The organism is Mesorhizobium sp. M0923 (assembly GCF_040319365.1).
In the GTDB taxonomy this organism is placed as follows: domain Bacteria; phylum Pseudomonadota; class Alphaproteobacteria; order Rhizobiales; family Rhizobiaceae; genus Mesorhizobium.
The window spans coordinates 104,068-117,794 of sequence record NZ_JAMYNW010000009.1; the positions used below are offsets into that span (position 1 = coordinate 104,068).

The window sequence follows — 13,727 nt, forward strand, 5'->3', positions numbered from 1 at the left end:
AATGGCGGCCATTGCCGAACTGCCGCTGACCGGGCTCATCGTCGTCGATATGAGCCAGTTCCTGTCCGGGCCTTACTGTTCACTTAGACTGCTCGACCTCGGCGCCCGCGTCATCAAGATAGAACGGCCGGATGGCGGCGACCTGTCGCGCCGGCTTTATCTCAGCGACACCGAGATCGGTGGCGATTCCACCATTTTTCATGCCATCAACCGCGCCAAGGAAAGCCTTGCCATCGACTTGAAGGACGAGGCCGATCTTGCGGCGCTGCGCGGCCTGCTGGCCAAGGCCGACGTGCTGATCCAGAATTTCAGGCCCGGCGTCATCGAACGCCTGGGCTTCGATTACGAGGCGGTGCGCAAGATTAATCCGCGCCTGGTCTATGCCTCGATCAGCGGCTATGGCGAGGAAGGCCCCTGGGTCAAGCGGCCCGGTCAGGATCTGCTGGCGCAGGCCCGCTCCGGCGTGATGTGGCTGAACGGCGACGAGGACCAGGGGCCGGTGCCCTTCGGGCTGGCCATCGCCGACATGCTGGCCGGCTCCGCCGCCGCGCAAGGCATCCTTGCCGCACTGGTGCGGCGCGGCGTGACCGGCAAGGGCAGCCATGTCGAGACCAGCCTGCTCGAAGCACTGGTCGACTTCCAGTTCGAGGTGCTGACGACGCATCTCAATGACGGACGCCGGCTGCCGCGGCGGTCATCTTTCCGCAGCGCCCATGCCTATCTGTCGGCGCCCTACGGCGTCTATCCGGCCAAGGACGGTTATCTGGCGATCGCCATGACGCCGATATCGAAGCTGGCCGATCTTCTGGGCCTCGAAGAGCTTGCGCCCTACCGCGACCAGCCGTCGACCTGGTTCACCGCCCGCGACGAGATCAAGGCGATCATCGCGCAAAAGATCGGAACCAAGACGGTCGACGAATGGCTTGCCATCCTCGAGCCCGCCGACATTTGGTGCGCCAAGGTTTTGACCTGGCCGGAAATGATGGCCAGCGAAGGCTTCAAGGTTCTCGACATGCTGCAGACGGTGACGCGCGAGGATGACGTTTCGATCCTCACCACGCGCTCGCCGCTCAGGGTCGACGGCATCCGCGCCAAGGTCGAGCGGGCCGCGCCACGCATCGGCGAGCACAGCGCAAAGATCCGCGAGGAGTTCGGGCTGTGAGCGACGTGACGCTCAAAGGCATGACCTGGAGCCATCCGCGCGGCTATGATCCGATGGTCGCCTGTTCGGCGCTGTGGACGGAACGCACCGGCGTCGCCATCGAATGGGACAAGCGCTCGCTGCAGGATTTCGAATCCTTCCCGGTCGAGGAATTGGCCCGTGCCTATGATCTGATCGTCATCGACCATCCGCATGTCGGCCAGATCACCGCCGAGAATTGTTTGACGCCGCTCGATGCGGCCGGCCGGGACGCCGAACGTGCAGCACATGCGACGGGCAGCGTCGGCCGGTCCTATCCGAGCTACAACTGGCAAGGCAGGCAGTGGGCGTTTCCGATCGACGCGGCCAGCCAGGTGGAGGCCTGGCGGCCGGACATGCTTTCGGCTGCACCGGCGAACTGGGCCGATGCGCTCGATCTGGCCCGGCAAGGCCACGTGCTGTTGCCGCTCAGGCCGCCGCATGCGCTGATGGTGTTCTACACGCTTGCCGGCAATCTCGGCCGGCCCGCCGGCGAAGGCCCCGGCGACCATGTGGATCCGGCAACGGGCAAGCAGGTTTTCGAGATGATGCGCGAGATCGCGGCCCTCGTCGATCCGGCATGCCTTGGCATGGATCCGATCGCGGTTCTGGAGCAAATGGCCGGATCGGGATCACGGATCGCCTGTGCACCGCTGATCTATGGCTATGTCTCCTATGCCATCGCCGGGTTTCGACCCAACCGCCTGGCTTTCGCGGATATCCCGGCCGCGGGCAATGCCGGCCCCAAAGGCTCGGCGCTCGGCGGGACCGGCATTGCGGTGTCAGCTTTTTCGAAGGCCAGGCAGGCGGCCATCGACTTCGCCTACTGGATCGCCAGCGGTGACGTGCAGCGCGGCCCTTACGCCTCGGCCGGCGGCCAGCCCGGCCATGCGGCAGCCTGGGAGGATGTCGCCGTCAACGCTGCCACCGGCAATTTCTACAAGGACACCCGAGCCACGCTCGAAGGTGCCTGGGTCAGGCCGCGGCACGACGGCTACATGTCCTTCCAGCAGGCGGCGTCAGATCGCATCAATCTCGGCCTGAGCGAAAGGCACAATGCCGCTCGCGTCGTTGCCGATCTCAATCGCCTGTTTCGGGAAAGCCTTTCGACGCAGGTGTCCGGCGTTGCCGGCGGAGGAGCCTGAAAACAACCGAACGGAGGAGAACATGAACAGCCTGATCCGCGGCCTTATGGCCGCAACCGCACTTGCATCGGTCACGACCATAGCCTGCGCACAGGACGTGTCCTGATCGGGCTCGGCTTCCGGCCTTCGACCGTGCAGGCGGCACTTGGCCTGGTCATCGTGCTCCTGGTTTCGCTCTACGGCCGCGAGCGGCACGTGTCGGCGACGATCTGAGCCGCTTACAACCTCCACAGCCGCTTGGCGTTGCCTGACAGCAGTTTTTGCCGCTCATCGGCGCTGGCACCGCTGAGCAGCGCGTGCGTTGCCGCAATCCAGGTCGCAAGCCCGCCGCCGAGCGTGCAGACCGGCCAGTCGCTGCCCCACACGACGCGGTCCCAGCCGAAGCATTCGATGGTGTGCTCGACGTAGGAACGCAGCGTTTCGACAGTCCAGGATCCGGCATCCGCATAGGCGACCACACCAGAAATTTTGCCGACGACGTTCGGGCGCCGCGCGATCTCCGCCATATGCTCGCGCCAGGGGTGCTCGGCACCGCCCTTGATGTCGGGCACGCCGCAATGGTCGAGCACGAACTGCACATCCGGCGCGAGATCGGCGAGTGCGATCGCCTTGGGGATCTGGTGCGGCAGAACGACAAGATCGAAGGTCAGGCCGCTGCCGGCTAGCCGCTTGATGTTTTCACGAAACAGCGCGCCCTCCGACAGCTCATCGGGCATGACGTGCAGCACACGGCGAAAGCCCTTGACGAAAGGATCTGCGCGCTGCGTTTCCAAATAAGCGGCAAAGCCGGGCTCCTCCGGACGGCAGGAGGCAATCGCTCCCCTCAGCAAACTGCCCTTTTGCCGCGAGAGCGCTTTGACATGGCCGGTTTCGGCCTCGATATCGGCTGGATCGACATCGACCTCCATATGGAACGCGCCGTCGATGCCAGCGCGACGGGCCTGGACTGCATATTCGTCGTAGGGGAAATCGCGGTTGAGCGCCGGCACGCCGGCCAGCCATGGATAGCGCAGGGCGGACTGGTCGATCAGGTGCAGATGGGTGTCGACAATCATGGCGGCGCGCTCCTCCTTGGCGACTTCGAGATCATCTCACGGAGAAATTCTTCATTCAAATAAGAATTCATCGCGATTGCTTGACAGTCGATCCCGCCAGTTGCGACAGCTTTTCGGTCGCTGCCAGCAACAGCTCTATGGTCCTGGTGATGTCGGGCGCCTTGGGTGCGTTGACCAGGGTTATGTACGGGATCGACAGTGCGGCGATCGCCTTGCCGTCCGAGCCGAGAACGGGCGTCGACAGGTTGAACACGCCGGCCGTCTGCATCGACGCCATCATCTCGTAGCCGCGTTCACGAATCTGGTCGAGGCGGGCGAAAAACTCTGGCGATTGCGGTGGCTTGTCGGTGCTGCGCAGATGTTCGGAGATCATCATCTGCCGCTCTTCCGACGGGCGGAACGCCAGCAACACATGGCCGGACCCGGTGTCGAACAGGCTGATATGCGAGCCGACGCGGATAGAGATGCCCCAGTAATCCGGCGCCTCCTGCTGGGCAATAACCACCGCGGAGCCGCGATCGAAGACGACGAGCTGGTTTGCCTGCTGTGAGGTTTCGGCCAGCTCGCGCATCAGCGGCGTCGCATAGGAAACCAGCCGGCGCACCGGCGCGTGCAGCTGCGCCAGGCCAAACAGCTTGAGCGTCAGCGAATAACGGTCGCCATCAGGACGCGTGACGTAGCCGCGCCGCACCAGCCGATCCAGCATGCGATAGAACTCATTCGGGCTACGGTCGAGTTTCTTGGCGATTTCCGCCTGCGTCAGGCCGCCGTCGACGCCGGCCAGCAGCTCGAGGATGTCGAGCCCCTTGTCCAGCGCCGGGGCTCGATACCGGTCGTCTTCCTCGTCCTCTGCCATTGCGCCTCTCCAGTGAATTTCACTTTTCATATACGCAACAGCCTTGCTTCCGAAAGAACTTTCGGCTTGACGATCCTATAAATGTTTTGTTTGTATATGAATGAAGCTGCCGATCGACCTCGCTACGCGATCGATGCAGGCTCTTTGGGAGGATACCAATGACGAAACTGTTTTGCGGCCTGTCGGCCGGCGTAACGCTACTCGCGTTTGGTGCTAGTGCTGCCCTTGCTGCCGAACTGCCCGGCAAATTCGACGGCGTCACCATCGACGCCAAGCTGATCGGCGGCCAGCAATATGAAGGGCTCTACGCGCGGATCGGCGAATGGGAAAAACTGACCGGCGCCAAGGTCAACGTGATCTCGAAGAAGAACCACTTCGAGCTCGACAAGGAGATCAAGTCGGACATCGCCTCCGGCAGCATCAACTGGTGCGTCGGCTCGAACCACTCGTCCTTCGCGCCGCAATATCCTGATATCTACACCGACCTGAACAAGCTGCTGCCGAAGGAGGAGATCGACGCCTTCGTGCCGTCGACGATCAAGGCCTCGACGCTCGACGGCAAGCTGGTCATGCTGCCGCGCGCGCAGTTCGATGTCTCGGCGCTCTATTACCAGAAGAGCCTCTACCAGGACGAAGCCAAGAAGGCCGCCTACAAGGCCAAGTACGGCAAGGAACTGACACCGCCCGACACCTGGGACGAGGTCGCCCAGCAGGCGGAATTCTTCGCCAGCCCGCCCGATTTCTATGGCACCCAGTTCGCCGGCAAGGAAGAGGCGATCAACGGCCGTTTTTACGAGATGCTGATCGCCGACGGCGGCGAATACCTCGACAAGGACGGCAGGCCCGCTTTCAACTCGGAGGCCGGCGTGCACGCGCTCGACTGGTTCGTCAATCTCTACAAGGCCAAGGCGGTGCCGGCCGGCACCACCAACTATCTGTGGGACGATCTCGGCCAGGGTTTTGCCTCGGGCACCGTCGCCATCAACCTCGATTGGCCTGGCTGGGCAGGCTTCTTCAACGATCCAAAGTCGTCGAAGGTCGCCGGCAATGTCGGCGTGAAGGTGGCGCCGAAGGGATCGGCCGGCATTCGCACCGGCTGGTCGGGGCACCACGGGTTTTCGGTCACCGAAAACTGCGCCAGCAAGGAAGCGGCCGCTTCGCTGGTCTGGTTCCTGACCAATGAGGACAGCCAGAAGCTCGAGGCGGCAAGCGGACCTCTGCCGACCCGCACGGCGGTGTGGGACTGGGACATCCAGCAGGCGGCAAACGATCCTTACAAGAAGGAAGTGCTGGCGGCTTTCCAGGAAGAGGCAAAGCACGCTTTCGCCGTGCCGCAGACACCTGAATGGATCGAAATCTCCAACGCCGTCTATCCCGAATTGCAGGCCGCCATCCTTGGCGACAAGACCTCCAAGCAGGCGCTGGACGACGCTGCCGCCAAGGCCACCCAGATCCTCGAGGACGCCGGCAAGCTTTGACCATTCTCCCAAGGGGGCGCCGCGCTCATTGAAGAGCGGCGCCCCCGAACTTTTTTCGAACCATGCGCAACCCGCTTTGTCTTGATCCCAGCTCGCCGATGGCGGGCTTCGGTGTCCGGGCACCAACCAGAACCGGATCGTCATGAAAGGCTGGAGACCCTCGCCACCATTGCTGCTCCTGCTGCCGGCGGTGATCGTGCTGGCGGCCGTGGTGGTGGTGCCGTTGCTGCTGTCGCTCTACTCCAGCTTCACGCCGTTCCGGCTGACCAGGCCTGAGACGTTCTGGGTCTTCATCGGCGCCCGCAACTACGTCACCATCCTGACCAGCCGCGATTTCTGGATCGCCTTTGCCCGTACTGTGGTGCTGCTGACGGTGGCGCTCAACCTGGAAATGCTGATCGGGCTCGGGCTGGCCCTGCTGGTGGAAAAAGCCTCGCGCGGCCAGCGAGTCCTGCGCACCATCATGATGTTTCCGATGATGTTTTCGCCGATCCTCGTCGGCTTCCAGTTCAAATTCATGTTCAACGACAATATCGGCCTGGTGAACAACGCCCTGCAGGCGCTCGGCCTGACCGATCGCGCCATCCCGTGGCTGATCGACGGCAATCTCGCCTTCATCGCCATCCTGACCGCCGAGATCTGGTCGTCGACTTCGGTGTTCGCGATCCTCATCCTGGCCGGGCTGCTGGCGATGCCGCGCGAACCCGTCGAGGCGGCCCGCGTCGACGGCTGCACGCCATGGCAGACATTCCGCTATGTCACCTGGCCGTTCATCATGCCGTTTGCCTTCATCGCCATGACCATCCGCTCGCTCGACGTCGCGCGCGCCTACGACATCGTCAAGATCATGACCGACGGCGGCCCTGCCGGCCGCACCGAGCTGGTCTGGACGCTGGTCGCCCGCACCGCCTATGGCGATGCCAGAATGGGCATGGCCAATGCCATGGCCTATTTCTCGATCCTGCTGTCGATCCTGTTCACCGTCTATTTCTACCGCAAGCTCGCCGCGGCGCGCACGCAGATCGCGGCGGAGTGGTGAGGATGGACCAGAACAGCCTGCATCGCGCCGGCAACAAAGCGCTCCGGATCGTCCATGGCATCGGGCTGTTCCTGGCCATGCTGGTCATCTGCCTGCCCGGCATCTGGATCGTGCTGTCGTCGCTGCGGCCGACTGTCGAGATCATGGCCAAGCCGCCGGTGTGGATTCCGCAGCAACTCTCGCTCGATGCCTACGTCGCCATGTTCAGCGGCGTCGGCAAGGGCGGCATTCCGGTGCTCGACTATTTCCGCAATTCGCTGATCATCTCGGTGACCTCGACGCTGATCGCCATCGCCATCGGCATGGCGGGCGGCTATGCCTTTGCGCGCTATCGCTTCCAAGCCAAGTCGGCGATGTTTCTCGGCCTGATGCTGACGCGCACGGTGCCCGGCATCGCACTGTCCCTTCCGCTGTTCTTCGTCTTTGCGCGGCTCGGCATCATCGACACGCATTTCGGGCTGATCCTGGTCTATGTCGCGCTCAATGTGCCCTTCACCATCTGGCTGATCGACGGCTTTTTCCGCCAGGTACCGAAAGACCTTGCCGAGGCGGCGCAGATCGACGGCTGCACGCGCTGGCAGGCCTTCTGGCAGGTCGAGTTTCCGCTCGCCGGGCCCGGCATCGCCTCGGCCGGAATCTTTGCCTTCCTCACCTCGTGGAACGAGTTCGCGCTGGCCTCGCAGCTGACACGCTCGATTAACTCCAAGACCCTGCCGGTTGGCCTGCTCGACTATACGGCCGAATTCACCATCGACTGGCGCGGCATGTGCGCGCTCGCCGTGGTCATGGTCATACCGGCGCTCACGCTTACCTTCATCGTCCAGAAACACCTCGTCGGCGGCCTCACTTCCGGCGCGGTGAAAGGCTGACATGGCAACCGTATCGCTCAAGAATCTCACCAAAAGCTACGGCCCGGTGGCGGTGGTGCACGGCATCGATCTCGAGGTCGCCGACCGCGAGTTCATCGCGCTGGTCGGGCCGTCCGGTTGCGGCAAGTCGACAACCCTGCGCATGATCGCCGGCCTCGAGGCGATCAGCGACGGCGTCATCGAGATCGGCGGCCGCATGGTCAACGACCTGCCGCCGCGCTCGCGCAACATCTCGATGGTGTTCCAGTCCTACGCGCTCTATCCGCATATGACGGTGCGCGAAAACCTCGGCTTCTCGCTCAAGATCGCCGGCGCCGCGAAAGAAGAAATGGACCGTCGCGTCGCCGAAGCGTCCGGCATTCTCGGCCTCGACCAGTTGCTCGACCGCCGGCCGTCGCAGCTGTCCGGCGGACAGCGCCAGCGCGTGGCCATGGGCCGCGCCATCGTGCGCGATCCCGATGTCTTCCTGTTCGACGAGCCACTTTCCAATCTCGACGCCAAGCTTCGGACGCAGATGCGCACCGAGATCAAGAAGCTGCACGCCAAGGTCAAGTCGACGGTGATCTACGTCACCCATGACCAGGTCGAAGCGATGACATTGGCGGACCGCATCGTCATCATGCGTGACGGTTTTATCGAGCAGGTCGGCACACCCGACGAGGTCTTCCGCCGGCCGCAGACACGCTTCGTCGCGGGCTTCATCGGCTCGCCACCGATGAACCTGCATGAGGCGGTTGTCGACGACGGACAGCTGCTGTTCGCCAGCGGCGAGAAGCTGCCTCTGCCCAGCCAGTTCAAAGCCAATGTCGAAACCGGCGACAAGGTCGTGTTCGGCCTCAGGCCCGACGACATCTATCCGACCGGACACGGCATCAGCTCCGGCGAAGATGTCGACGTCCACCAGGTCGAGTTGCCGGTGACCGTCACCGAGCCGCTCGGCAATGAGACGCTGGTGTTCGCCGAATTCAACGGCAGCGACTGGGTATCACGGATGCTCAATCCAAAGCCGCTCAAAGCCGGCGACCGGGTCAAGATGAGCCTGGACCTGTCGCAGGCCCATCTGTTTTCTGCTGAAACGGGCAAGACATTGCGAGGTTAAAATCATGGCAAAGATCGAGAAAGTCGAACTGCGCATGGTCGACTTGGTGCCTAAGGTCAAGCGCACCGATGCCATCCAGAGTTTTGTCAGCCAGGAAACACCGATCGTCACCATCACCGATGCCGACGGCGCGGTCGGCTCCGGCTACAGCTACACGATCGGCACCGGCGGCTCGTCGGTGATGCGACTGCTGGCCGACCACCTTGCGCCGCGGCTGATCGGCCGCGACGCCGACATGATCGAGGCGATCTGGCGCGAGTTGGAGTTCGCCACCCATGCCACGACGATCGGCGCGATCACGGCAATCGCGCTGGCGGCCATCGACACTGCTCTTTGGGACCTGCGGGCGAAGAAACAGAGACTGCCGCTGTGGAAGCTGGCCGGCGGCGCCAAGGACCGCTGCCCGCTCTACACGACCGAAGGCGGCTGGCTGCATATCGAGACCGAGGCGCTGGTCGCGGATGCGCTGGCCGCCAAGGCCAAGGGTTTTCGCGGCTCGAAAGTCAAGATCGGCAAGCCGCACGGTTCCGAGGATCTTGCTCGGCTGACGGCGGTGCGCCGGGCGGTCGGAGACTCCTACGAGATCATGACCGACTGCAACCAGGGCTTTTCGGTCGACGAGGCAATCCGCCGGGCCGAGCGCCTGCGTGAGCTCGACCTCGCCTGGATCGAGGAGCCGCTGCCGGCCGACGACATTGACGGCCATGCGCGGCTGTCGAGTGCCACATCGACGCCGATCGCCATCGGCGAGTCGCTCTATTCGATCCGGCATTTCCGCGAATATATGCAAAAGGGCGCTTGCTCGATCGTGCAGGTCGATGTCGGCCGCATCGGCGGCATTACGCCGTGGCTGAAGGTCGCGCACGCGGCCGAGGCGTTCGACATACCGGTCTGCCCGCATTTCCTGATGGAACTGCATGTCAGCCTGACATGCGCCGTTCAGAACGGCAGATATGTCGAGTATATTCCCCAGCTCGACGAGCTGACCGGCAAGAAAATGCGTATCGAGGACGGGCACGCGTTGGCGCCGGACGAGCCAGGCATCGGCATCGACTGGGACTGGGATGCGATCAAGGCGAAGAGCATCGCGGAATTCACCACGACGATAGCGAAATAGGAGGCGGACATGCAGCGAATCGGAATGGTGCTCGGCCTCAAGCCGGAGAAAGTCGCCGAATATGTGCGGCTTCACGCTGCTGTGTGGCCGGACGTCCTCAAGATGATTTCCGCCTGCAACATCAAGAATTATTCGATCTATCTGAGGGAGCCGGAGCACCTTTTGTTCAGCACCTTCGAGTACCATGGCACCGATTTCGCCGCCGACATGGCCAAGATGGCCGCCGATCCCACGACGCAGGAATGGTGGGCGCTGTGCATGCCGTGCCAGGAGCCGCTGCCGACCCGCAAGGAGGGCGAGTGGTGGGCGTCGATGGACGAAGTTTTCCATTATGACTGATGACATTTTCGATCCTGCCTCGCTTTCCCAGGCCTGGGCACAACCGTCAAAGCCCAGGCCGATCGTGATTTTCGGCGCCGGCTCGATCGTCGGCGATGCGCATTTCCCGGCCTATGGGAAAGCCGGTTTCCCGGTTGCCGGGCTGTTCGACCCCGACCTGGCCAAGGCCGAAAAACTGGCGCAGAAATGGGGCGTCACCGCTTACCGGTCGGTCGAAGAAGCTGCGTCAATAAAGGACGCCGTCTTCGATCTGGCGACACCGCCGGCCTATCATGCCAGCGTGCTCAGGGCGCTGCCCGATGGTGCGGTGGCGCTGATCCAGAAGCCTATGGGGAGCAATCTCACCGAGGCGACTGACATCCTCGAAATCTGCCGCTCCAAAGACCTCAAGGCCGCGGTGAATTTCCAGCTGCGGTTCGCGCCGATGATGCTGGCGCTCAAGGATGCGATCGCCAAGGGCTGGTTGGGCGACGTGGTCGATTTCGACGCATGGCTGGCGCTTGCGACACCCTGGCAGCTCTGGGAATTCCTGTTGCAGGCGCCGCGCGTCGAGATCGCCATGCATTCGATCCATTATCTCGACCTGATCCGGCAATTGCTCGGCGACCCCAAGGGGGTTCACGCCAAGACGCTCGGCCATCCCGGCCATAAGGTTGCGCAAACGCGCACCAGCGCGATCCTCGACTATGGCGACACCGTGCGCTGTGCACTGTCGATCAACCACGATCACAAATTCGGTCGAAAACACCAGGCCTGCGAATTCCGCATCTGCGGCACCGAAGGCGCCGCCTACCTCAAATTGGGCGTCAACCTCGACTATCCGCGCGGCGAGCCGGACATCCTCGAAATCTACCCCAAAGGCGGCAAGGACTGGATTGCGGTTCCACTCGTCGGCGCATGGTTTCCGGACGCCTTTGCCGGCCGCATGGCCAATGTCCAGCGCTACGCGTCGGGCGAGGACGCCGAGCTTGTCAGTTCCGTCGAGGACGGCTGGAACACCATGGCGCTGGTCGAAGCCGCCTACCAATCGAGCGCGGCGCCGGCAACACCGATCGCGGCGAGGCCCTGACTTGGAGCAGACTGTCTATTTCGAGGACTACCAGATCGGCTCGTCGCGCATGACCAGCGGGCGCACCATCACCGAGACCGATTTCGTCGTCCATGCCGGCCATACCGGTGATTTCTTTCCCCATCACATGGACGCCGAGTTCATGAAGACGACGCCGTTCGGCCAGCGCATCGCGCACGGCACGCTGGTCTTTTCGGTCGGCGTCGGGCTGACAGCAAGCGTCGTCAACCCGGTCGCCTTCTCCTATGGCTACGACCGGCTGCGCTTCATCAAGCCGGTGTTCATCGGCGATACGATCAGGACCCGCACCACCATCTCGGCCAAGGAAGACGACCCGAAGCGACCCGATTCAGGCCGGGTCGTGGAACGCTGCGAGGTGATCAACCAGCATGGCAACGTGGTGCTGGTCGCCGACCACATCTACATCGTCGAGCGCCGCAACAAGCCGAGCAGGGCCTCGACGGACGGCGCTGAAACCTGAAACAAAAAAAACCGCCTTGCGGCGGGTCCTCGGTGCGAATCAGCACCATACGTAAATTAGTAGCATAGCTGCCGGCACAAAGCAAGAACAAAATGTGGCGCTGTCGGCAAAAAATGCGAATTCACTTCACCCGTTCCCGTCTTTATCCGCTTGCCGAGGTCGCGTTCAAGGCTGCCTGCCCCGGAACGTTAAGGTGGAACTGTCGGCAGGCAGCGGATGGTGCCGGCATCGGGAATTGGTCACACCCGGTTGACCGGATATACCGCCTTGCCGCCGCGCAGGACCGCTGCGACGTCGGCAAACACCTTGTTGCGAACCTCCGCGTAAGACTGCGTCGAGTAGTGCGCCGCGTGTGGACTGACCAGGACGGTGTCCAGCGCCAGCAGCGGATTGTCGGGCGAAGGCGGCTCCTGCTCGAACGTGTCGATGCCCGCGCCTGCCAGATGGCCGCGCCGGATCAGATCCGCCAACGCGACCTCGTCGACGAGGCCGCCGCGGGACACGTTAATGAATATCGCTCCTTCCTTCATCCGCGACAGGGCATCCGCCGACATGATGTTTCTGGTCTCCGGTGTCGCTGGAACGTGCAGCGAGACGATGTCGGCCCTGGCTAGCAGCTCGTCGAAGCCGACCGGTTCGGCACCGCCGGCCGTGATGCGCTCTGCCGGCATATGCGGGTCGTAGGCGATGATATGATAGCCGAAGACCCGCGCCCGCTCGGCAGTCAGGCGCCCGATCTGGCCGAAGCCGATCAGCCCGAGAATCTGCCTGTCCGGCCGCATGATGCCGGCACCGTCGGTCATCGCCGCCCAGCGGCCGGCGCGCACCGCGCTGTCGAACTGCTTCAGCCTGCGCGTCAAGGCCAGGATCAGGGCCATGGCGTGGGTGCTGACTTCCACCAGATTGGCATCCGGCACGTAGGTTACCTGAACACCGGCACGGCTGGCGGCCTCGACATCGATCGAGTCGAGCCCTACGCCGAACCGCCCGATGACCTTGAGGTTCTTCAGTTCGGCCAAAACGCGAGCCGTGATCGGCTCCCGCAATACCATCAATGCGTCGGCGTCGCGGCAGTGTTCGATCAGGGCATCTTCCGTGAGCAGCGTCTTTTCGACAAACTCGGCGTTCAAGCCGTCGAGGTAGCGTAGCTGCTCTTCCTCGACTGACAATACGCCGTCGGTCTTGATGATCTTCATGCCGGACTCTTGCTATGAGGCGTTGCGCGCCGAGACGACACCGGCGGCAAGGCCGGCGCCGAGAAACATCGTGTCGCTGGCGAGCATGTAGAAGCTGATGCCGTGCCGCGACCATTTGCCGACATCATCCGCCGAAGGGCGAAAGATGCCGACGGCCTTGCGGGCCGCGCGCGCAACGGCCGCAATCCTGACGATAGCGGCATTGAGCTTGTCCTGGCCGGCCGGCCCCATGGCGTCGATCGAGACCGACAGGTCGCCGGGGCCAATGAAGACCACGTCGACGCCGTCGACCTGGACGATGTCGTCGATGTTGGCGAGGCCCTCTGCCGTCTCGACCTGGATGGCGACCGTCAGGACCTCGTTGGCCGATTTGAGGTAGTCCGGAATCCTGTAGCCATAGCCGGCGGCGCGGCCCGGGCCGACACCGCGTGCGCCGACCGGCGGGTAACGGCAGGCCATGACCACCATGCGGGCTTGCTCGGCCGTCGAGACGCGGGGTACCAGGACGCCCGACGCGCCGGCGTCGAGCGCGGCCGCCATCCATTCCGGCGTGTGGCCGGGAACGCGCACCATCGCGGGAACCTTGTGGACATCGGCGGCGCGAACCAGATCCTCGAGCCGTTCGCGGCCGATCTGCGAATGCTCCCAGTCGATGCACAGGAAATCGACCCCGCTGGCGGCCGCCACTTCGACCGCCACCGGGTGCGGGATGGCGCAGAACGTGCCGATGAGGCGATCGAGAGAGACACATTTCTTGCGAAAGTCGTACATGAAATCTCCAGAGATTTTTCGGCGTCGGCAAAA

Annotated in this window: 14 protein-coding genes; 10 read left to right on the forward strand and 4 right to left on the reverse strand. The window is 63.3% G+C overall.

The genetic code is table 11. From position 1 onward, the window contains the following. Nucleotide 1 precedes the first annotated feature (1 nt). Together NKH89_RS17260 and NKH89_RS17265 are read left to right on the forward strand one after the other, a co-directional pair. Nucleotides 2-1,162, forward strand: coding sequence for a CaiB/BaiF CoA transferase family protein (locus tag NKH89_RS17260; protein WP_352909397.1), 1,161 nt, complete (start codon nucleotides 2-4; stop codon nucleotides 1,160-1,162). A gap of 20 nt (nucleotides 1,163-1,182) precedes the next feature. Beyond that, nucleotides 1,183-2,325, forward strand: coding sequence for an extracellular solute-binding protein (locus NKH89_RS17265; RefSeq protein ID WP_352909451.1), 1,143 nt, complete (start codon nucleotides 1,183-1,185; stop codon nucleotides 2,323-2,325). A 218-nt stretch (nucleotides 2,326-2,543) separates the two neighbouring features. Here the strand turns inward: NKH89_RS17265 and NKH89_RS17270 are convergent, their stop codons facing one another. Continuing rightward, entirely contained in the window at nucleotides 2,544-3,380 is an 837-nt protein-coding gene (locus NKH89_RS17270; RefSeq protein ID WP_352909398.1) for an amidohydrolase family protein, read from the reverse strand. A 67-nt stretch (nucleotides 3,381-3,447) separates the two neighbouring features. Further along, nucleotides 3,448-4,236: an IclR family transcriptional regulator gene (locus tag NKH89_RS17275; RefSeq protein ID WP_352482774.1), complete on the reverse strand. Its 789-nt coding sequence runs from the start codon at nucleotides 4,234-4,236 to the stop codon at nucleotides 3,448-3,450. Nucleotides 4,237-4,394: 158 nt separating this feature from the next. Here NKH89_RS17275 and NKH89_RS17280 point away from each other — a divergent pair, with 158 nt between their 5' ends. The 8 genes from NKH89_RS17280 to NKH89_RS17315 all read left to right on the forward strand — a co-directional run bounded on the left by NKH89_RS17280 (nucleotide 4,395) and on the right by NKH89_RS17315 (nucleotide 11,727). After that, nucleotides 4,395-5,714, forward strand: a complete 1,320-nt coding sequence (locus NKH89_RS17280; protein WP_352715849.1) for a type 2 periplasmic-binding domain-containing protein — start codon at nucleotides 4,395-4,397, stop codon at nucleotides 5,712-5,714. Between the two features lie 142 nt (nucleotides 5,715-5,856). Then, complete coding sequence (locus NKH89_RS17285) at nucleotides 5,857-6,753, forward strand: carbohydrate ABC transporter permease (protein ID WP_352482776.1); 897 nt, start codon at nucleotides 5,857-5,859, stop codon at nucleotides 6,751-6,753. Nucleotides 6,754-6,755: 2 nt separating this feature from the next. Then, nucleotides 6,756-7,622 (forward strand): carbohydrate ABC transporter permease, encoded by an 867-nt coding sequence (locus tag NKH89_RS17290; RefSeq protein WP_352482777.1) that lies wholly within the window; start codon nucleotides 6,756-6,758, stop codon nucleotides 7,620-7,622. Nucleotide 7,623: 1 nt separating this feature from the next. Further along, nucleotides 7,624-8,721, forward strand: a complete 1,098-nt coding sequence (locus NKH89_RS17295; protein WP_023716655.1) for an ABC transporter ATP-binding protein — start codon at nucleotides 7,624-7,626, stop codon at nucleotides 8,719-8,721. Between the two features lie 4 nt (nucleotides 8,722-8,725). Next, nucleotides 8,726-9,838 carry a mandelate racemase/muconate lactonizing enzyme family protein gene (locus NKH89_RS17300; protein WP_352909400.1) on the forward strand — a complete coding sequence of 371 codons (1,113 nt, stop codon included), beginning with the start codon at nucleotides 8,726-8,728 and terminating at the stop codon, nucleotides 9,836-9,838. Nucleotides 9,839-9,847: 9 nt separating this feature from the next. Beyond that, a complete protein-coding gene (locus NKH89_RS17305; RefSeq protein WP_352482780.1) occupies nucleotides 9,848-10,177 on the forward strand; it encodes an L-rhamnose mutarotase in 330 nt (109 codons plus the stop codon). After that, nucleotides 10,170-11,246, forward strand: a complete 1,077-nt coding sequence (locus NKH89_RS17310) for a Gfo/Idh/MocA family protein (protein WP_352909402.1) — start codon at nucleotides 10,170-10,172, stop codon at nucleotides 11,244-11,246. Before NKH89_RS17305 ends, NKH89_RS17310 begins: the two co-directional genes overlap by 8 nt. Nucleotides 11,247-11,295: 49 nt before the next feature. Continuing rightward, nucleotides 11,296-11,727 carry a MaoC/PaaZ C-terminal domain-containing protein gene (locus NKH89_RS17315; protein ID WP_352482890.1) on the forward strand — a complete coding sequence of 144 codons (432 nt, stop codon included), beginning with the start codon at nucleotides 11,296-11,298 and terminating at the stop codon, nucleotides 11,725-11,727. A 239-nt stretch (nucleotides 11,728-11,966) separates the two neighbouring features. Here NKH89_RS17315 and NKH89_RS17320 read toward each other — a convergent pair whose 3' ends face one another. Then, nucleotides 11,967-12,923, reverse strand: a complete 957-nt coding sequence (locus tag NKH89_RS17320; protein WP_352909403.1) for a C-terminal binding protein — start codon at nucleotides 12,921-12,923, stop codon at nucleotides 11,967-11,969. 12 nt (nucleotides 12,924-12,935) lie between these two features. After that, entirely contained in the window at nucleotides 12,936-13,694 is a 759-nt protein-coding gene (locus NKH89_RS17325) for an HpcH/HpaI aldolase family protein (RefSeq protein ID WP_352493921.1), read from the reverse strand. Nucleotides 13,695-13,727 lie beyond the last annotated feature (33 nt).